This window comes from Enterococcus sp. C76 (genome assembly GCF_040886985.1).
Lineage (GTDB): Bacteria > Bacillota > Bacilli > Lactobacillales > Enterococcaceae > Enterococcus_B > Enterococcus_B lactis.
In genome coordinates, this window is the sequence record NZ_JBFOEY010000005.1 from 157,224 (window position 1) to 178,269 (window position 21,046).

A 21,046-nucleotide genomic window follows, 5' to 3' on the forward strand; every position below is an offset into this window, starting at 1 on the left:
TTCTTTTTCCGAATATCATATCATTAAATAACTGACATTCGCAACATTTCCGCTCTTTTCCATTTTCGCAACAGCTCGCTTACCAAAAAATAGAGAAAATCTCGATAGAATAGAGTGCAGAGAAGAGATTATTCTCTTCTCTCTGCTAACCAGTCTTAGCAAAATAAATTTTGCAAAAATCAAAAACTGATTACGATAGAAATTTCTTTTCATACCTGATGAAAAGATGCTTCCCGCAATCAGTTTTTGGATTGTTTTTATATCGATTGATAGCCATTTTTTCTCACAATCAATTAATTATATGCTTAAGATTCTTGTTCAAAAATTTCACGAAATTTCGGAGCATTTAAATCTTTTTCGGAGAGTTGAATCAATCTATATCGTAAGTTTCGATTATTTGGATGATATCATTCAACTCATCAATCACGATATCTGCTTGTGCCTGATCAAGGGGCAGATCTTGCTTTAATGCAATCGTATATAAATTAGCTGCTTTTGCTGATGCAATACCAACAGGAGAATCTTCTACTGCGATGCAATGTCTACCATCCAATGCATTTACTGCGATTTGATAAATTTCTGGATGTGGTTTGCTTTTAGATAGCTTTTCCCCTGAAATGACAAAATCGAAGTATGGTGCTAAAGCATTCTGTGTCAGCATTTTGTCGATTTCTCTTTGCGGAGAAGAAGAAGCAAGAGCAATTTTGATACTTTTCTTTTTTAAATAATCCAAGATGTCTTCCGCACCCTTTCGCAGTGCTGTTTTAAAGTCAATAGGATGTTTTTCCCGGTACGCAAGGTATTCTTTTTTAAGATCAGCTCGTTGGTCTTTTTCTGAGACCAATACTTCCCAAATCCCATTTTCTGTCAGTCCAACGAAATCCAACTTATTCGTCGAACCTGGTAGGATGTTTTTTTCTTTGAAAAATTGCATACGTCGATCAAAATAAAAGTTTTCTGAGTCAATTAAGACACCATCCATATCAAAAATCATGCCTAAATTCACAAACCTTCCTCCTATCCATAAATAATTTCATGAATCAGTCGTAACTCCAACGTGGAAATCTTGATAGTATACTCACTCTCTATCTCGAAAAAGGCACGATGAATCTGTTCCATTTCTGCCCCTGCTTGAGTCGTATATTCCTCTATATCTTCTTGTTCATCCACACTTTCTTTCCTTAAAATTCGTTCAATCATACAGCAGCAATGTAGGTATAGTAAAAACAACTTACTATTAGATAGAGTGATCTCTAAGGTTTCCTCAGCTACGGATACAGCACTTTGCACTAAACGCAACAGTTTGGTTGCGTCCAAAATCGTTAAATTCTCGATGATTTTATTAATTGAAAAACTGAACATCAGCTGTTCTTTTAAATCTTTATCACGTATGTCAAAATAATCTTGTAGAATTGAAATGAACTTCTCAACATCTTCACCGTTAATTAAATGATCAAGACCAATATAAGGAACCTGTTCGATTTTGGGATCTTCTGTTCCTACAATCATCAATACTTCATATATCTGGAAAGGATCCTCATACATTTTATTTTTTTGCAATTTTTTGTAATCATACGGAATAATCGTCAATTCTTTGCAATGATTTTCTAAACAAGATTCCAAAATCTCTTGTATTTGAGTAGCTGAACCTATTCCGGTGTAACAGCAAGTTAAGATTGCCTGTGTTTTTTCTTTTTTTGGTAGTATTAGTTGTTTTTTTACTTTGTTTTCTATATCGATTTTTTGGCTGATTTCTGCGATAGACATTTGTCTTTGAATCAACTGCCCAATCTCCAATACAAGAGGCGTAGAGACATAATCGATAATCAGCAGTGGACCACGTATTTTATCTGCTAGCTTTTTTCCGATTTCGTTCAACGACCCCATATCTACTAATAAAATCAACCCGGCGTCCGTTTGATGATCATTGATAAAGCGAATGACTTGTTCTTCTACTTTAGCTAACGTGATATTGATTGGCATATCATAAGCTTGAAAGATATTCTGCTTCAGCATCCGATTGCCTACGTTCGCCATACTGCTAGCAGTAGAATAACCATGAGCTAAAATGATACTCTTGATTTTCTTTTCTCCTAGCGTGATCTGCAGCCCATGAAAATAAAAGGAAATAAAAATCAAATCTTCCTCTTTAAAATCTTGATCTAATTGTCGAGAAATATGTCCTAGTACTTTTTTAGCATACCAATAAGAAGTATCTATGGAACTCGAAACCAATTCTAACAACTTGTCTTTGACACTTTGCCATTCATGGTTTTCTGCAATCATATCTGTGTTGTTTTTATGGTAGAGATACTGTGCCAGGGCAATCACACGATTACCATCTTGTTCCAATCCGTAGTTTTCATGCATCCAATCAAAAGTTTCTCGTATCTGATAGGTTAGTACAGAATAAAATGATTCTTCTTTCGAATAACTATCTTTAAAAATAAACTCGTCCATCAAATGATTGATTCGATTTACCGTATGATCAATAAAATCTTTGATCATTAATTCTTGCTTTTCAACTTTTTGATACATTTGCACTATTTTTTCAAATAACTGCCTGATTTGCCTGACTTCTGAAGATTCTAAAAAGACTTGATTAGCTGTATGCGGCAAATATTGGCGGTCTGGTAAAGCTTTAATCGTTTTTTTCAGCTGCTCTTTTAGCTGCATGGTATTTTCAGTTGGAAGATCCTTCAAACGAACTCGAATAGACAGACTATTTTGATTTTTGGCGTACGCACTACCGCAGACATATTTCACGATGTTCTTTATCTTCCCTACATTGCCTTCTAGGTCACTATTAAGCAAAAAGTCCACTAGTTGATAACTTACATCGATGCGTTTTGACAAAATATTCGCTTCATTAATAAAAAATGTGTCTATCAGTTGCATACGCTCTGATTGCGGACGACGTTCATAATTCGGCAACATGACAATCACTGGCAAACGGCGAATAAATGTCGGCAAAAATGTTTGATAGACATTCTCAGTTGTTGCAAATATCATACGGACGTTTGCTTTATGTCTGATTGCATTGTCCCCCATCGGTGAAATTTCTCCTGTATCCATAAATGTAAAAAGCTTTTCTTGCCCTTCATCACTTAAGCGGTGTACCTCATCCAAAAATAATACGCCATTATCAGCTTTTTCTATCAATCCAATATGTTCTTTTTCCGCTCCAGTAAATGCTCCTTTGACATGTCCAAACAAAGCAGAAGACAAGAGTTCAGGATTGTTGAAATATTGGGCACAATTATAAGAGATAAACGGAGCATCTTTTGGGATGACCTTTTCTGCTACAGCATATTCATAGATTTTTTCTGCTAAAAATGTTTTCCCTGAACCGCTATTGCCTGATAAAAGAATAGGCAACCCATTCCCAGGATAAAGTACTGCTGTCTTTATTTGATCAACTGCTTCTCTTAAGCTGCCATTTGCTCCAATCACCGTTTCTAATGCATTGGCTTTTTCTGCTGCAAATAAGTCTTCCCAAGTTTCATATTCAGATTCTCTGTGGAAAATGCCAAGTTCAGCTAAAGTTTCAACATGTAAAAAAGAGACGGGGTAACTCTTGACCTTGACCAATATTCCTTCTTTCATTCCTTGATTTAAGTAGAAGCTTGTTGTACTTCGATTCAAACCGACATTTTCGCTAATTGATAAAGCTGAAAAATCTTCTGCATGATGCTCACTGTAATTTTTTGTCAGCTCTTTTAAATATTTTTCTACTTTTTTGTTCATGATCAACACCACCCAATTTACTCTTGCTCAATCAATTGTACGAGAATAAGAAACCCTTTTCAATGCATGGGAAGAAAAGCCGAGGCATTTGGCCTCAGCTCTAGTTTAATACTCTAATTTCCACATATAACGACGCTTTGTCAGCGGATGTTGGCGTACTTCAGCTAATTCTTCTGCATAGACGCGGAATACTGCTGTGATGACGAATGGATTGAAGTAATCAAGAACCTCTTTCGCAATGTGGGCAGACAGTCCCCAATCCAGTGCATCTACGATTTCTATTTTTGCATCAAAACGATTCAAAAAGGTCAGTGCTCGGGCATCCATTTGACGCGTACGACCATCATTCATCAATAAGATAAATGGTACGTCTTTGTCCGTGATTTCAAATGGACCATGGAAAAATTCACCAGAATGGAAAGTACCAGAGTGAATCCATTGCATCTCCATCATTAAACAAATAGAAGTGGAATACGCAACTTCATGAGTCGCTCCTGAACTCATAACATATATCACCTTTTCATTTTTGAAACGTTCGGCGAATTTTTTTGCTTGTAGACGTGCTCCCTTTGCACTTTCTTGCGACAAATCATAAATTTTGTCGAAACCATCCATCATCTTATCGTAGTCTTTATACCCTTCGATCTGATTTAGTAGTTCAACTGCAAGTTCTAAGCAGTAACCTGTTTTTTCTAGTTTTGCTGCGTAATCTTCTGTGAAACGATGATAAATCACATAGTCTGCGTCTTTCGTTAACGGAGAATCTACGCTATGTGTTAAACTAATAACTGTGGCACCTTGTTCTTTCGCTACTGCGTTAGCTTGAACAGTTTCAGGAGTCGTACCTCCCAATGAAGCTGAAATAACTACAGTATGATCGTTGATCGAGCGAGGTGTCGCATAATTGAATTCATTTGCCGTAAAGTGGCTGATACGTAATTTGTTTGCGTTTTGTTCTAAAAAATATTTTGCTGGATATAGATCTGCTTTCGATGCACCACAGCCGACAAATACGATGGACTCCACCTCTTTGTTCGCGATGATTTCTTTGACGATATCTTTTGGACTTAATGTTGAATTCATGTTTGAATTCCTCCTCATACTATTTATTTTTAACCTAAATTAGGTTGGTCCCTTAATTAAAAATCCCGCATAAACTTAGTAAAACACCACCAGCGATACAAATAGTGAGCATCAAACCGGTCCGAACTTTCTTTTGCAACAACCAATACATAAAAAATGTCAGCCCTAAAGGAATCAACTGGGGCATGATATTATCTAAAACATCCTGTAAAACAAACGCTTTGCCGAATCTTAGCGGCGTGGTGATTCCAATCATGCTAGCAATCATAGCTCCAATGACCATCAAACCGATAATCGTACAAACATACATCACTTTATCCATCAGCCCTTCTTGATACAGTTTCGCTAAATATTTATTCCCAGTATTATAACCAATTTTTCCGCCATAATATGTAACGAAAAAGGACGGAATGAAGGAGATGATAATGGCCAAGATAGGGCCTAAGATACTACCTTGCTGAGCGAGATTGATTCCAAAGCCAAAGGCTAAAACACGTATGGTTCCTTGGAAGAAAGAGTCTCCGATTCCTGACAAAGGGCCCATAAGCGAAGTCTTCAAAGCACTGATGGTTTCCGGATTGAAATTCTCTTGATCTTCGGCATATTGTTCTTCCATAGATGCTGCTAGTCCTAAAACGAATGAACTTGTTTGCGGCGTACAATTGTAGTAAGCCATGTGCCGCTCATAAGCATCGATTTTCTTTTGTTTGTCTTCTGGCTTGTCATAGATTTTATCAATGATTGGTGCGATCCCATACATAAACCCCATATTCATTTGTCGTTCGTAATTCCACGAAGCTTGTATTGCCCACGAACGCCAGAAAAATTGCCAATACTTCCAACTATTTTGATCTTTCTTAGTCATAAAAAAACTCCTTTCTATAAATCATCTAAAGGATCAGGTTCGCTTACAGCTGTCCTATTATCTTTACCATTGAATTTGACTTGTGCCATCACAAAGGCCACAATGCAAGCAAAAGCTGCGATACCTGTGATGCTTAATCCCGAGTAAGCTGTGATTAGAAAACCAAGTAATAAAAACGGGATCATTTTTTTCGTCAACATCGTTTGTAACAACAAAGCAAAACCATATGCTGGTAAAATTTTGCTTGCTAAAGTCAGACCATTTGTCAACCATACTGGGATACTGCTCACGATATTTTTCACTAAATCTGTTCCAAAGTAAACAGCTAAAAAGATAGGGATAAAATACATTAGTGAATATAAGACTGTACCATAGATTATGTGGATCCGTCGTGCTCTGCTGAACTTTCCTTCATTGATTAAATTATCTGCCCAATGTGTCAGATTTGAGAGTACCGTCCGCATCAATATTCCAAGCATTTGTCCTAACACAGAGATTGGAATGGCAATAGTCAGAGCAGTTTCAGCATTGGAGCCAGATAGAATAGCAAAAGCTGTAGCAATAATGGACGCCATATTCATATCCGGTGGCGCTGCTGCTCCGATATTTACCAGACCAAGCGACATCAATTCCAGAGAAGCACCAACCAATAAACCTTTTTCCAAGTCACCTAATACTAACCCAACTAACGTACTCACGATTAAAGGCCGTTCAAAATTCATCCTCCCTAGTAGTCTAGAGTCCAAGATACACATGATTCCGACCAGACCTAAGGCAATCGATTGAAACAACATAACGTAAACTCCTTTCTTTTTAAATCATTGTATTCAAATCCTCTTTTTTTGAGGTTGGAACCTGTTGCATGAACTGTTTGATGCCCATTGATTTTAGTACTTTCGCATCTTCTATCTCATTTTCAGTCAAGAAGATAGCATTACTGAATTGTTTTGATCCTTCTTTTTTTATGATGCCTCCGTAATTGATTTCCTTAACGTTTGAGTAACTTTCGCAAAACTGACGAACATCCTTGGTATTTCCAAAGATCATCATGATGTTTTCGCTCAATGCTTCTATTTTAGATATTTTTGTCAATGTATTTTCAACGGTAAATATATTGAGTTTGATTCCTTGAGGTTTTGATAGTTCTAAAGACATTTTTTTAAATTCATCATTGGCTGCTTCATCATTCACCACCAGAATTCGGTTGATTTGCAAAGATTTACTCCAAGAAAACACCACTTGTCCATGCAACAATCGGTGATCGATACGAATGAACTTGATCATAGATCATCTCCTCCTTCATTTGATTTTTTTAGTAATCGATTGCAATCAATCAATGACTGCCGACTTTCTTCGATAATCAATTCTAAATCTGCAGCAGCAATTGGGTTAACTTGCGTGGCGATTGAAATCACTAAGGGTAGATTCATTCCTGTGATCAAGCGTATTGCTGGCTCTTTCTTTAACAGTCCTATCATTTCATTATTGACACTTCCTCCTAAGATATCTGTGAGAATAAATAGATTTTCTTTGCCTAATTTTGAAACTATACTTTGTATTTGTTGTTCTATCGGCTCATCTTCATCTCGATAAGCTGATAATGCATAAATATTAGTGGCAGGCCCCAAGATCATTTCAGCTGTTTGTTTTAGACCTTGAGATAATGCGCCGTGACTAGCTAGAATAATCGTATTCATTTTTATTTCCTCCTCGCTGACAGTTTTATATAAAGCAAATATCGTGCCAACTTCTGTTAAGCCTGTAAAATCAATAGTTACAACTATTTCCCAACACTTTTATCATTTACTGATAAGTGTTCAATCGATTTTATAAAAGTGTTGAACTGCTTTTCTACATATATAAAACAAAAATAGCCCCTTGACTGTGTGATAGAAACACAGTCGAGGGGCTGTTTTTGACTCGTTGAAGTCGTTCATACTTTGTGTAATCAATGCTATTGAAGATAAGGCATATGTATCTTATGGATATATTTCCTCATCCAAATCATCCATGCAGGATTATGAAAAAAATGAGCGTGAGACAAAAGTAAAGAACACTTTTGTCTCACGCTCTAAACACGTATAAACGGCGGAAGCAGAAGCAACTCCTCGAAAATAAGCTGAAATTCACAAAAATTTGAAAAGCAATTTTCCTGAATTCATTCTTATTTCTTGGAGTTAAACGCTTCTGTCCCAGCCTCTAAAAATATAACGGTGTAGAGAAATGGTAATTTAGAAATATTCAAAATAACATAGCTTTATTTTTTCAATTATCTAAGTGTTTTTGTACTTAAGACTGCCAATTTTCAGGATCTTTTTTCCATTCTTTTAGCAGAGTTAATTCTTGCTCATCGATATAACGATCTTCTAAAGCTGCTTCGATCAATACAGAGTAATTGGTCAACGTCATAAGAGGGATTTCGGCTTTTTCGAAATTTGCTTTTCCTTTTGGCAACTCATACGTAAAGATAGCTGCAACACCAAGGATATCTGCACCTTCTCTTTTCGCTGCTTCAGCTGCTTCCAAGACGCTGCCTCCTGTAGAAATCAGATCCTCGATCACAACCATCTTCTGGCCTTCAACTATACGCCCTTCGATTTGATTGCCTTTCCCATGATCTTTCGCCTTACTTCGAATATAGACCATTGGCAAGTCTAATATTTCCGCTACCCATGCAGCATGAGGGATTCCTGCCGTTGCAGTTCCAGCAATTACTTGTACTTCAGGGAAAGCTTCTTTGATTTTGCTTGCTAAGCCTTTTGCGATCTCTTTTCGGACTTTTGGATAGCTCATCGTGATTCGGTTATCACAGTAAATGGGGCTTTTGATTCCACTTGCCCAAGTAAAAGGATCACTTGGATTTAAAAATACTGCTTCAATCTCTAATAGATCTTTTGCGATACTTTGTTCTACATTCATTTTAGGTTGGCTCCATTCTGTTTGAATCGTTCGGTATGCTTCATAAGGATCAGTTGCTTGTGTGATTGGTCGTCCCACAACGATGAAAGTTGAGCCAATCTCTCTTGCTTGAGAAGGTGTGACTACTCTTGTCTGATCTCCTGCGACTGTTCCTTCTGGTCTTATCCCTGGAGTTAAGCAAACAAATTCATCTCCCGCCGTTTCTTTGATCGCTTCTACTTCCCAAGCAGAAGAAACCACACCATCTAATCCTGCTTTTTTGGCACAGTTAGCGTAATGGATCACACTTTTTTCTAAAGGAACTTCGATTAGTTGATCTGCATGCATCTCCTCTTCACTTGTAGAGGTAAGTTGAGTGATAGCTAGAAGTAGCGGACGTTTCCCGCCTTCTGGCGTTCCTTCTTCTAATCCACGCATTGCCGCCTCCATCATGCGAATACCGCCAGCTGCATGAACACATGTGACATCAACACCAAGCTTTGCCAGTCCCCGCATTGCTTTTTCGACCGTATTCGGAATATCGTGAAGTTTCAGATCTAAAAACACATCGTGACCAGCATCTTTTAGATAACGTACGATTTCAGGTCCTTCTTGGTAGAACAATTCCATTCCGATTTTCACAAACAATTTTTCTTCTTCTGGGAAAAAACGAAGAAAGTCTTCTACTTCTTGCCAAGTTGAAAAATCTAATGCAATGATTGGTCGGTGGTTTAGTTGGTTCATCGTTCACGTTCCTCTCTCACTTCTTTGATTAATCTTTCCAGTGACTCAATACCTAGTTCGCTCATTCGCACTGGGAGCTCTTTGATTAGTTTAGGACAGATATAGGGGTCGGTGAAATTCGCAGTCCCTATAGCTACAGCGCTTGCTCCAGCCATAAACATCTCAAGAACATCGTCCACTGTCTGCACGCCGCCCATCCCAATGATTGGAAGATTGGATATACTTGCCACTTGATGAATCAAACGGATAGCGACAGGCTTGATTGCTGGTCCGGATAGTCCACCTGTTTGATTGGCTAAAATCGGTTTTCTTGTCTTAAGGTCAATCCGCATACCAAGTAGTGTATTGATCATTGTAAATCCATCTGCCCCTCCAGCTTCGATTGCCTGAGCGATTGGAACGATGTCTGTCACATTGGGGGATAGTTTGACATAGACAGGAACAGAAGCAACTTTCTTTACTGCTTGTGTTAATTGAAAAGCAACATCAGGATCTGTTCCAAAAGCGATACCGCCATGCTTGACATTTGGACAGGAAATATTCAGCTCGATTGCTTTCACATTTGGCGCTTCGCCGATTTTGCTACAAACTTCTACATAGTCTTCTTCGCAAGCACCAGCGACATTTGCGATGATGGGTAACTCATTGTACTCCTCTAATTCTGGAAGAAGTTTATGCATAACAACGTCTAGACCAGGATTTTGTAACCCAATCGCATTCAACATGCCCGATGGTGTTTCCGCCACTCTCGGTGTAGGATTGCCAAAGCGAGCATTTGGAGTCGTTGCCTTGACCATGATCGAACCAAGCTGATTCAAATCATAGTATTTTCCGTATTCTTTGCCAAAACCGAAACAGCCGCTTGCCGGCATGATAGGATTTTTTAATTCTAGGCCAGGAAGTTTGACCGCTAAAGGATTCTCATTCATATAATTACCTCTCCTATTTTAAAAATCGGTCCTTCGTCACAAACTTTCACACTTTTTGTTCCTGTTTCATCTTCCGGCGTATGACAAACGCAAGCATAGCAAGCTCCTATCCCACATGCCATGCGGGATTCTAATGATAACTGGACATTTTGATGCGAAGAAAACAGCTGTTCCACTGTCTTCAATAACCCGTTGGAACCACATGCAAAAACAGCTGTAGGTTTCGTCTTCGTTCCTAACAATAAATTACCGACATTTCCGTGCATACCGTATGTTCCATCGTCAGTAGCGATTCTTGTTTCTCCTAGACGATTAAATTCTTTTTCATAATAAACGACTTCATGTGTGGCAAAACCTAAAAAGTGCGTTGGTTTGATCCCTTTTTTGACTAACTGCTTTGATAACTCATACAGGGGAGGGACACCGATTCCTCCACCGATTATAAATACTTCGTCTCCTGTATGAAGACCAGATAAATCAAAACCATTACCTAAAGGACCCATGACATCTAAATGGTCTCCGGCAGAAAGAGTAGAGAAGACGCTAGTCCCCTCACCTTCCACCCGATAGATAATACGGCAAGTATTTGTCTCGTGATCGATATGATTCAAGCTAATCGGTCGGCGTAGCAGCAAGTCTGCACGCGGCACGAGGATATGCAAGAACTGTCCTGGTTGCTGCATTTCTTTTACTAGATCACCTTTTAATGTCATTTCAAAAATCTTTGGTGCCAGCTGTTTTTGCTGAACGATTTCCATCATTTCTTGTTTCATCTGTCCCCTCCTGTAACGGATTTTCTTCTTTCGGTCTTAACATGTGTACACCGTTAAATAGGGTTGGTTGAAAATGCACGGGATTCCATCACTCGAACGATTGCATCTGCTGTGTCTAAAGAAGTAAACAACGGAATACCATGTTCAACTGCTTCTCTTCGGATAATGAAGCCGTCTTTAGAAGCATTTCCCCGATCTTTATCAATCGTATTGACAACCACTTGTGTTTTACCATCTCGTATCAAGTCAACTACATTTTTTTCTGCTGCTTCCTCAGAAATTTTCGCAACTGTTTCAACGACCAAACCATGTTTTTCGAAATAGGCAGCTGTATGTTTCGTTCCTATCAGACTATAGCCGATTTCTGTAAAACGTTTAGCTAACTCTAGTGCTTCTTCTTTTGTTTCATCCGCAATCGTAAACAATACGGCTCCATATTCAGGCAAGTGTAATCCAGAAGCTTCGAATGCCTTGTACAAAGCTTTGTCTAATTGTCTGTCAGACCCCATTACTTCTCCAGTCGATTTCATTTCAGGCCCTAAGTAAGTATCGACTTTCTGCAATTTAGTAAAAGAAAAGACGGGCGCTTTAACATGGACTTCTTTTGTTTCCTTATAAAGTCCGTTTTCATAACCAAGTGTCTTTAATTTCTCTCCCAAAATAGCTTTCGTCGCAATTTGTGCCATTGGAATTCCTGTCACCTTACTTAAGAATGGAACAGTCCGACTTGCTCGAGGATTGACTTCGATCACATAAACCTCATTTTCATGGATGACGAACTGGATATTCATCATCCCGACACAGTTCAAACCTAATGCTAAACGGATCGTGTAGTCTTCAATCGTTTTCTTGATCGATTCAGATAATGTTTGAGGTGGATACACAGCCATTGAATCCCCTGAATGGACACCGGCACGCTCAATATGCTCCATGATCCCTGGGATGAGTACTGTTTCACCGTCACAAATCGCATCCACTTCGCATTCACCACCAAGCAAATAGCGGTCCACTAGTACTGGATGTTCTGGAGAAGCTTTCACAGCATGCTCCATGTAGTCTTCTAAATCTCGCTGATTTTCAACGATTTCCATCGCACGCCCGCCTAATACATAGCTTGGACGAACAAGAACTGGATAACCAATTCTCGAAGCGATAACCACGGCTTCTTCTTTACTTGTAGCAGTATCCCCTAAAGGTTGAGGAATACCCAACTCTTTCAGCGCTTGCTCGAATAAATCACGATTTTCCGCACGATCCAAGTCTTCGATCGCTGTCCCTAAGATTTTTACACCAGCAGCAGTCAAAGGTTCGGCTAAGTTGATTGCTGTCTGACCACCGAATTGAACGATTACCCCTATCGGCTGTTCTAGCTCGATCACATTCATCACATCTTCGAAGGTCAATGGCTCAAAATATAATTTATCCGAAATAGAAAAGTCAGTAGAAACTGTTTCCGGATTGCTGTTCATGATGATTGCCTCGTATCCTGCCTGCTGGATTGCTTTGACAGAATGCACAGTCGCATAGTCAAATTCAACTCCTTGTCCGATACGGATAGGACCAGATCCCAGTACTAGAACTGAGGGCTTTTCTGATCGTGAACTTTCATTTTCATATTCATAGGAACTATAAAAATAAGGCGTTTTTGATTCGAATTCCGCTGCACAAGTGTCAACCATTTTATATACAGGAATCAAATCATTTTCTTTTCTCATCTGGCGAACGGCTTCTTCGCTTATTTCCCACAGCTCCGCCACTTTTTTGTCTGTAAAACCGTTTTGTTTCGCTGTTTTCAATATCCTGTCATCCAACGGCTGCTGTTTCAACTGCTGTTCGATTTCTACGATATGCAACAGTTTATCTAAAAAGAATAAATCGATTTTTGTCAAATCTGCCAATTCTTCTATGGTGTACCCTCTTCTAATAGCTTCAGCTACATAAAACAGACGATCATCTTGTGCTCGAACCACTTTTTGGATTAGATCATCATCCGTGATGTCTGCCAAGTCAGGAAGTTCAATATGGTGTGTACCGATTTCTAAAGAACGCACAGCTTTCAATAAAGACTCTTCGATATTCCGACCGATAGCCATCACTTCACCAGTTGCTTTCATCTGCGTGCCTAAAAGCCGTTCTCCGTTTTCAAACTTATCAAACGGCCAGCGAGGAATTTTAGCTACAACATAATCTAATGCAGGTTCAAATTCTGCAAAAGTCGTTCCTGTGACAGGATTTTTCATTTCGTCTAATGTTAATCCAAGCGCTATTTTAGCAGCTAGCTTAGCGATCGGATAGCCAGTCGCCTTACTTGCTAACGCCGATGAACGAGAAACACGCGGATTGACTTCAATCACATAATAATTAAAGCTATGTGGATCAAGAGCAAGTTGGACGTTACAGCCTCCTTCGATCTTAAGTGCTCGAATAATCGAAAGAGAAGCATCACGAAGCATTTGATATTCATGGTCAGACAATGTCTGGCTAGGAGCAAATACGATAGAATCACCTGTATGGATACCCACTGGGTCAAAATTTTCCATATTGCAGACAACGATTGCATTATCAGCCGAATCTCTCATCACTTCATATTCAATTTCTTTAAAACCCGCAATACTTCGTTCAATCAAACATTGGGTAGCTGGGGAAAGACTTAATCCATTTTCTGAGACTGTTCGTAATTCTTCTTCATTTTCACACATGCCTCCACCAGTCCCACCTAAAGTAAAGGCTGGACGAACGATGACGGGATAGCCGATTTTATTTGCAAACGCTACAGCTTCTTCTACTGTATTGACGATTTCAGACTCGGGGATCGGCTGATTCAATTCTTTCATCAACTGTTTGAATAGATCACGGTCTTCTGCTTGATCAATCGCAGAAAGCTTCGTTCCTAGAAGTTCTATGTTCAATTCTTCTAAAATACCAGATGCTGCCAGCTCCATTGCCATATTGAGGCCTGTCTGTCCGCCTAAAGTTGGAAGGAGAGCATCTGGACGCTCTTTTCGAAGAATCCTTGATACAAATTCAAGTGTGATCGGTTCGATATATACTTGATCTGCCACTTCTTTGTCCGTCATGATCGTCGCAGGATTAGAATTTACTAAAACCACTTCATATCCTTCTTCTTTTAAGGCAAGACAAGCTTGTGTTCCTGCGTAGTCAAATTCTGCGGCTTGACCAATGATGATCGGACCAGATCCAATCACCATAATTTTCTTGATATCTGTACGTTTCGGCATCTGTTTACTGCTCCTTTCCTGCATCCATCATTTCCATAAATTCATCAAATAAATGTAGTGCATCATGCGGACCAGGGGCAGCATCTGGATGAAACTGCACACTGAAAGCGGGATAATCTCTGTGTTTGACTCCTTCTACTGTTCCGTCATTCACTTCTACATGGGTTACGATGAGTTTTTCTGGATCAATCGTGGCTTCATCGACTGCATAGCCATGATTTTGAGAAGTAAAATCAATTCTTCCGGTCGCTACTTCTCGGACTGGATGATTTAATCCTCGATGTCCGAATTTCATTTTATAGGTATCTGCACCGTTGGCTAAAGCAAATAACTGGTGGCCAAGACAAATACCAAAAATCGGTACTTTTCCTTGGATTTTTTTGATCATTTCGATTGCTTCTGGCACATCTTTTGGATCACCAGGTCCATTCGTCAGCATGACTCCGTCTGGTGATAGCGCTAAAATCGTCTCGGCATCTGTGTTATAGGGAAGTACTGTAAGGTTACAGTTTCTTTTACTCAATTCTCGTAAAATACTATGTTTCAAGCCGAAGTCAATGACGATGACTTTCCGTCCTGTGCCTGGACTTGGATAGGGTTTGTTAGTGGAGACTTGCTGCACTTGATTGGTTGCTAGAACGGTTGCTTTCAGCTGATCAAATGCATGTTCGAAGGAATCTCCAGCATCAACGATACTTGCTTTCATCGTTCCGACTTCACGGATTTTACGAGTAAGGGCGCGCGTATCGATACCTGATATTCCAGGAATCCCTTTTTGTTTCAAAAATGAATCTAGCGTCATTTGGTTTCGCCAGTTTGAAGCTACACGCGCGTGCTCTTTTACTACTACTCCTTTGCATGTTGGAGAAATCGATTCATAATCATCTCTATTTACCCCATAATTGCCCACCATAGGATAGGTAAATGTAATGATTTGACCGTTGAAACTTTGATCGGTGATGGTTTCTTGATAACCAGTCATGCTTGTTGTAAAAACGATTTCTCCGAAGACATTTGCATCCGCGCCGAAAGCTTTTCCTTCGAAAACTGTTCCATCTTCTAATATAAGCAAACGTTCCATACTTTTATTCTCCCTTCTGCCACACAAGTTTTCCGTTGACAAAAGTCATTTGTGTTTCGCCTTTTACTTTCCAGCCGATAAAAGGTGTATTTTCCCCTTTTGATAAAAAGTCTTCTTTATCGATCGTGCAAGTTTTTGTAATATCAAAAATTGCTACATCAGCGGGTGCGCCGACTGTCAGCGTTCCTGCATTCAAACCAAAAATCTCAGCCGGTTTAACTGCCAACCAATTGATTACTTGTTCCAATGTGAATTGTCCAGTTTCTACAAAATGAGTGTAAATCAGTTGGAATGCTGTTTCGCTTCCTACGATGCCAAATGGTGATTTCATGAAGCTTTGGCTTTTTTCTTCTAATCCATGCGGGGCATGATCTGTAGCGATACAATCGATTGTGCCGTCAAGCAAACCTTCGATCAAGGCCTCCCTGTCCTCCCGTCCTCTTAGCGGTGGATTCATTTTCCAAAAGCCGAAATCTTCGGGAATATCTTCGTCGATCAAAATAAGATGATGGGGCGAAACTTCCGCTGTTACTTGGATTCCTGCTTTTTTTGCGTCTCTGATTACTCGGACACTCTCTTTAGTAGATACGTGGCACACATGGTAATGAACACCAGTTGCTTCAGCTAGCAACAGATCTCTAGCGATTTGAGAAGACTCGGTTACACTTAAGATTCCGGGAAGACCAAGTTCTTCTGCCTTCTTGCCAGCGTGCATAACACCGCCAAATAATAAAGATTCGTCTTCTGTATGGGCTACTAGTGCTTTATTGTTTTTCGCAGCTTCTTTCATAGCCAGATACATCGTTCCAGCCGTTTGGACACCTACACCGTCATTTGTGAAAGCAAAAGCACCTTCTTCAATCAGTGCTTCTTGATCAACTAATTTCTCACTTCGCAGATTTTCTGTGATTGGCGCATACTGTAATACCTTCACAACTGCGTCTTTTCTAATGATGTCATATACTTGTTTCAGCTTTTCTGCCGTATCAGGTACAGGATTTAAATTTGGCATCGCGCATACAGTAGTAAAACCACCACGTGCAGCTGAGCGAGTTCCAGCTTCGATCGTCTCCTTGTATGTAAATCCTGGCTCTCTCAAATGGACATGGACGTCCACTAAACCAGGTGTGATCAATTGTTCCTTTGCATCAAACACTTCATCAAATTCGGCTTCTGAGAATCCTGTACCGATTGCTTTGATTCGCCCATCTTCTATCCAAATTTCTGCTGGTATCGTCATATTTTTTCGTGTATTGATCTGACCGTTTTTAATGAGTGTTTTCATTTTTTCATCCTCCTATAATTACGCTTTTCCATTTAGCACTGCTTCTAAGATTGCCATTCTGACAAAGACACCATTGCTCATTTGTTGAACGATTCGTGACTGTAATCCTTCCACTAATGAATCAGCTAATTCCACATCGCGGTTAACTGGTGCTGGGTGCATAATGATCGCATGTTTTTGCAGCTTCTTCGCACGTTCAACTGTTAAACCATATTCCTGATGGTAGCCTTCTTTTGAGAAGCTTTCTTTTCCATCATGGCGTTCGTGTTGCACTCGAAGCATCATCATGACATCAACTTGATCTAGCAGTTCGTCCAATGGCATATAATGTCCGTATACTTCGAACTCCTCATCGTACCATTCTCTAGGACCTGAGAAGAATACTTGTGCACCTAAGCGTTTTAACATCTGCATATTGGATTTCGCTACCCGAGAGTGAGTGATGTCCCCTACAATGGCAACTTTCAGTCCGTCAAAGTGTCCAAATTCTTCATAAATGGTCATCAAATCAAGCAAGCATTGGGTTGGATGCTGTCCGCTTCCGTCTCCCCCATTAATAATCGAGCACTGGATGGTTTTGCTTTGTATCAGTTCGTCATAATAGTTCTCATCACCATGACGGATGACCGCTACGTCTACACCTAATGCAGACATCGTCAGTACTGTATCGTATAACGTTTCTCCTTTTTGGACAGAGCTTGTACTTGCTTCAAATTCAATCACTTCGAGCCCTAGTTTTTTCTCCGCTACGTCAAAACTTTTATGTGTGCGGGTACTATTTTCGAAAAAGAGGTTTGTAGCAAAGTACTGGCGCTTTTGCGGAGTCCAATTAGCCCCTTGCTTGAATTCTTGCCCTCTGCGAATCAAGCCCATAACTTCTTGGTCAGTAAGTGCCTCAACGGTCAATAAATGCTTTAAACTGATACGTTCTGATTTGATGATCATAATGTTTCCTCCTTAGTTTTCTTCGCTTCGTGAAGTTTCTGGTAAGATAAGATTTAAAATGATGCCAAGTACAGTTGCTAACGCCATTGCCGACAATGTAAATGTGCCTACTTCAAAGACAAGTCCGCCAATTCCTACTACTAGGATAACTGAAGCAATCAACAGATTTTTCTTTTTGTCAAAATCGATTTTGTTCTCGATCAAAATCTTCATTCCGCTTGCTGCAATGACGCCAAACAAGATAAAACTGATTCCTGAGATGACTGGTCCAGGGATACTTAAAATCAAAGCGCTTAATTTTCCTACGAATCCCAAAACGACTGCAAAGACTGCAGCTCCCCCAATCACAAACACGCTATGGACGCGTGTGATAGCCAGAACACCAATGTTTTCGCCGTAACTTGTTACAGGAGGTCCACCAACGAAGGCTGCTACGATTTGTGCTAAACCATCACCTGTCAACGTCTTATGAAGACCCGGTTCTTCAAAGAAATTACGTTTAGTTAGTTTATTCAATACCATAAGATGGCCGATATGCTCTGTCATTGTCACAAAAGCGATGGGTGCCATTGTTGTGATTGCTCCAAGATATAGCTTTGGTTCATAGTGTACAAATGGAATCTCAAAGTTAGGAACAGCAAACCAGGCAGCGTCTACGATTGGCTTAGTATCCACGATTCCAAACAGCAAGGCTACGATGTACCCGCTAATAATACCTAGTAAAATCGGAATCAATCCGAGAAAACCTCTTAGCCACATGTTGAAGAAGATGGTCAATCCTAATGTGATCAGTGCTACGGCAATATACTTGAAATCATATGTGCCTTGATTATACATAGCATTTGTTGCTGCATTTGCCGCAAGTCCCAACCCGATAACCATGATGACTGGGCCGACGACGATCGGAGGCAAGATTTTATCCAGCCATGCTGAACCGATCTTTTTGATGATCAGCGCAACAATCAAGTAGACTAATCCAGTTGTGACTGCTCCTTGTGCAATCGCTGGATAACCATCTGTTTTCATCAAAAGCTGCATCGCCGCAATGAAAGCGAAGCTGCTTCCTAAGTACGCCGGTATCTTTCCTTTAGTAGTAAATAAGTACACCAATGTCCCTAGTCCTGAACTGACTAGCGCGATACCTGGATCGATCCCTACTAAGATAGGTACTAACACGGTTGCTCCGAACATCGTGAACAAGTGTTGTAAACTTAATCCAACCCAATGTCCTGGGGTTGGGCGATCGTGGATATCTAACACCACGTCATCATTATGAAATCCTTTTTTCTCCGACATGTTTCTCTCTCCTCTAATCTTCCTCTTTCAAAATCATGATGCGATCTTGTCCATCAAGCTCTTGCATCTCTACTAAAATCTCTTCCGCCCGAGATGTTGGAATGTTCTTTCCAACATAATCTGCACGGATTGGCAATTCTCGATGCCCACGATCTACTAGGACTGCTAATGAAATTTTTCTTGGTCTGCCAAAATCCATTACTGCGTCCATTGCCGCTCGAATCGTTCGTCCTGTATACAAAACATCATCAATCAAAATAACTTCTTTTCCTTCTAAGGAAACTGGGATGTCAGAAGAATGAAGTTCCGGTTCTTCTGGATTTTCTTTTTTGTCATCTCGGTATAAAGTGATATCTAGTTCTCCCACAGGAATATCGATATCTTCTAGTTGCTTCAAACGTTCAGCGATTCTTGATGCAATGTAGATCCCTCGTGTTTTGATACCTACCAATACGATATCTTGGATACTATGGTTTCTCTCGATAATCTCATAAGTAATTCGAGTCAATGCTCGCTTCATCGTTACCTGATCTACTACTTCTTTTGCTTGCATTTTCATTCCCCCTACTTTTTTGCATAAAAAAACTCCTGCCCTAAGAGGACAGGAGGAATGTTTAGACTGAGCGTATACTGATACACTGATAGCTATATGTCAATGAGCAATTTACTTTATGGCGCACCATACGTATCCTTGCTCCCACCCTTCTTAGCCTCACGGGACTAAACTTAAAGGAATTCTATTAAGTTTTATGCTTTCGTTGTTAATTACTATACCGTTATCTAAATTAAAATGCAATGTTTTTTCTTAATTTTTCTAAAGTTTTTTCAAAAACTTCTGGAAGAGGTGCTTCAAAGACCATCTTTTCGTTTGTAGTCGGGTGTGTAAAACCTAGCATTTGCGCATGGAGAAACTGGCCATTGCCTTTCAAAGTTTTCTTCGGTCCATATACTGGATCTCCAGCTAACGGATAGCCGATATACTTCATATGCACACGGATCTGATGTGTTCTTCCAGTTTCCAGTTTTAATTCAACCAGAGTAAAACCTTCAAAACGTTCCAACACAGTAAAATGCGTGACAGCTGGCTTCCCATCTTCTCTTATCGCCTGCATTTTTCGGTTTTCTTTCGAACGGCCGATTGGCGCATTGATCGTGCCTTTTTCGTGAGGAATCTCTCCATGGACTAAAGCAACATATTTACGTAAAGAAGTCTTATCTTTTAGTTGTTTAGCTAATGATTCGTGTGCCTGGTCATTTTTAGCAACCATCAGCAGACCTGAAGTATCTTTGTCGATTCGGTGGACGATACCTGGTCGGATAACCCCGTTGATCGTAGAAAGATCCTTGATATGATACATCAGCGCATTGACCATTGTGCCATGCGTATGACCTGCTGAAGGATGAACGACCATTCCTTGGGGTTTATTGATTACCGCAACATCTTCATCTTCGTAAACGATGGTCAACGGGATGTTCTCTGGGACAACATCTAATGTTTCTGGTTCAGGAATCAAGACAGTGATCTCGTCTCCTTGTTTTACTTTGTAATTTGCTTTGACTGGTTGTCCATTGACAGAAACCGCACGTTCTTTCAGCCACAATTGAATTTGCGAACGGCTGTAATCACTGAATAGATTAGTCAATACTTTATCGATCCTACCAGATTCATGGCGAATCGTTGTTTTAAGTTCTGTCATTTTTTTCTTTGATCCTTTTCATCTAAAATAATATAAATTAATATACAGATCACTCCACATACAAGTGTCACATCTGCTACATTGAAAATTGGAAAGTTCATAAAGTCTGTTTGAAACATATCTACTACATAGCCAAGTCGGAGACGATCAATAAAGTTGCCAATCGCACCAGCTAGAATCAGGCTCAATCCAATCATGAACCAGCGATTGCCTTTTTCACGATTTTTAATCATCAATGTGAGAATCACAACGACTGCAATGAGTGTCACTATAGTAAAGAACCACATCTTCCCTTCTAGCATACTCCATGCGGCTCCAGTGTTTCGAATATGATTCAGTGACAAAATACCTGGTATAAGACTTTTCGTCTCTCCAAGTGCTAAATTATCAGTGATCCACCATTTGACCAGCTGATCCACTCCCACTAGCAGAGCGCTGAATATCCAATAAATAATTAACAAAAA

Annotated in this window: 19 protein-coding genes and 1 pseudogene; all 20 read right to left on the reverse strand. The window is 39.8% G+C overall.

Annotated elements, in window-relative coordinates:
- Positions 1-15: 15 nt before the first annotated feature.
- The 20 genes and pseudogenes from AB3I00_RS08425 to lspA all read right to left on the reverse strand — a co-directional run bounded on the left by AB3I00_RS08425 (position 16) and on the right by lspA (position 21,043).
- Positions 16-294 (reverse strand): hypothetical protein, encoded by a 279-nt coding sequence (locus AB3I00_RS08425; RefSeq protein ID WP_073441419.1) that lies wholly within the window; start codon positions 292-294, stop codon positions 16-18.
- Between the two features lie 76 nt (positions 295-370).
- Positions 371-1,006 (reverse strand): HAD family phosphatase, encoded by a 636-nt coding sequence (locus tag AB3I00_RS08430; protein ID WP_002342628.1) that lies wholly within the window; start codon positions 1,004-1,006, stop codon positions 371-373.
- A gap of 11 nt (positions 1,007-1,017) precedes the next feature.
- Positions 1,018-3,747, reverse strand: coding sequence for a sigma 54-interacting transcriptional regulator (locus AB3I00_RS08435; RefSeq protein WP_368025047.1), 2,730 nt, complete (start codon positions 3,745-3,747; stop codon positions 1,018-1,020).
- A gap of 105 nt (positions 3,748-3,852) precedes the next feature.
- A complete protein-coding gene (locus tag AB3I00_RS08440; protein WP_002313783.1) occupies positions 3,853-4,830 on the reverse strand; it encodes an SIS domain-containing protein in 978 nt (325 codons plus the stop codon).
- 52 nt (positions 4,831-4,882) lie between these two features.
- Positions 4,883-5,695 carry a PTS system mannose/fructose/sorbose family transporter subunit IID gene (locus tag AB3I00_RS08445; protein ID WP_002335700.1) on the reverse strand — a complete coding sequence of 271 codons (813 nt, stop codon included), beginning with the start codon at positions 5,693-5,695 and terminating at the stop codon, positions 4,883-4,885.
- Between the two features lie 14 nt (positions 5,696-5,709).
- On the reverse strand, positions 5,710-6,489 hold the full coding sequence (locus AB3I00_RS08450) for a PTS sugar transporter subunit IIC (RefSeq protein ID WP_002313784.1): 780 nt from the start codon (positions 6,487-6,489) through the stop codon (positions 5,710-5,712).
- Positions 6,490-6,508: 19 nt separating this feature from the next.
- The gene (locus AB3I00_RS08455) at positions 6,509-6,979 is read right to left on the reverse strand and encodes a PTS sugar transporter subunit IIB (protein WP_002309310.1); all 471 of its coding nucleotides are present in this window, start codon (positions 6,977-6,979) and stop codon (positions 6,509-6,511) included.
- Complete coding sequence (locus AB3I00_RS08460) at positions 6,976-7,392, reverse strand: PTS sugar transporter subunit IIA (RefSeq protein ID WP_002309312.1); 417 nt, start codon at positions 7,390-7,392, stop codon at positions 6,976-6,978. Before AB3I00_RS08460 ends, AB3I00_RS08455 begins: the two co-directional genes overlap by 4 nt.
- Positions 7,393-7,984: 592 nt before the next feature.
- Positions 7,985-8,614 (reverse strand): orotate phosphoribosyltransferase, encoded by a 630-nt coding sequence (pyrE, locus tag AB3I00_RS08465; RefSeq protein ID WP_029744090.1) that lies wholly within the window; start codon positions 8,612-8,614, stop codon positions 7,985-7,987.
- Between the two features lie 9 nt (positions 8,615-8,623).
- A pseudogene (gene pyrF, locus AB3I00_RS08470) lies at positions 8,624-9,337 on the reverse strand (orotidine-5'-phosphate decarboxylase); the annotation flags it as partial.
- Positions 9,334-10,266 carry a dihydroorotate dehydrogenase gene (locus AB3I00_RS08475; protein WP_002315057.1) on the reverse strand — a complete coding sequence of 311 codons (933 nt, stop codon included), beginning with the start codon at positions 10,264-10,266 and terminating at the stop codon, positions 9,334-9,336. The pseudogene pyrF and the gene AB3I00_RS08475, both read right to left, overlap by 4 nt.
- A complete protein-coding gene (locus AB3I00_RS08480; protein WP_002315058.1) occupies positions 10,263-11,039 on the reverse strand; it encodes a dihydroorotate dehydrogenase electron transfer subunit in 777 nt (258 codons plus the stop codon). The genes AB3I00_RS08475 and AB3I00_RS08480 overlap by 4 nt, the downstream gene beginning before the upstream one ends.
- 53 nt (positions 11,040-11,092) lie before the next feature.
- Positions 11,093-14,278 carry a carbamoyl-phosphate synthase large subunit gene (gene carB / locus AB3I00_RS08485; RefSeq protein ID WP_002340620.1) on the reverse strand — a complete coding sequence of 1,062 codons (3,186 nt, stop codon included), beginning with the start codon at positions 14,276-14,278 and terminating at the stop codon, positions 11,093-11,095.
- Positions 14,279-14,282: 4 nt separating this feature from the next.
- Positions 14,283-15,359: a carbamoyl phosphate synthase small subunit gene (locus tag AB3I00_RS08490; RefSeq protein WP_002345088.1), complete on the reverse strand. Its 1,077-nt coding sequence runs from the start codon at positions 15,357-15,359 to the stop codon at positions 14,283-14,285.
- 4 nt (positions 15,360-15,363) lie between these two features.
- On the reverse strand, positions 15,364-16,644 hold the full coding sequence (locus AB3I00_RS08495) for a dihydroorotase (protein ID WP_368025048.1): 1,281 nt from the start codon (positions 16,642-16,644) through the stop codon (positions 15,364-15,366).
- An 18-nt stretch (positions 16,645-16,662) separates the two neighbouring features.
- Positions 16,663-17,589 (reverse strand): aspartate carbamoyltransferase catalytic subunit, encoded by a 927-nt coding sequence (locus AB3I00_RS08500; RefSeq protein ID WP_086286038.1) that lies wholly within the window; start codon positions 17,587-17,589, stop codon positions 16,663-16,665.
- A 12-nt stretch (positions 17,590-17,601) separates the two neighbouring features.
- Positions 17,602-18,885, reverse strand: a complete 1,284-nt coding sequence (locus AB3I00_RS08505; RefSeq protein ID WP_368025049.1) for a solute carrier family 23 protein — start codon at positions 18,883-18,885, stop codon at positions 17,602-17,604.
- A gap of 13 nt (positions 18,886-18,898) precedes the next feature.
- On the reverse strand, positions 18,899-19,438 hold the full coding sequence (gene pyrR, locus AB3I00_RS08510; protein ID WP_002295862.1) for a bifunctional pyr operon transcriptional regulator/uracil phosphoribosyltransferase PyrR: 540 nt from the start codon (positions 19,436-19,438) through the stop codon (positions 18,899-18,901).
- Between the two features lie 232 nt (positions 19,439-19,670).
- Positions 19,671-20,582, reverse strand: a complete 912-nt coding sequence (locus tag AB3I00_RS08515) for an RluA family pseudouridine synthase (protein WP_002315064.1) — start codon at positions 20,580-20,582, stop codon at positions 19,671-19,673.
- Positions 20,579-21,043: a signal peptidase II gene (gene lspA / locus AB3I00_RS08520; RefSeq protein ID WP_002309326.1), complete on the reverse strand. Its 465-nt coding sequence runs from the start codon at positions 21,041-21,043 to the stop codon at positions 20,579-20,581. The genes AB3I00_RS08515 and lspA overlap by 4 nt, the downstream gene beginning before the upstream one ends.
- Positions 21,044-21,046 lie beyond the last annotated feature (3 nt).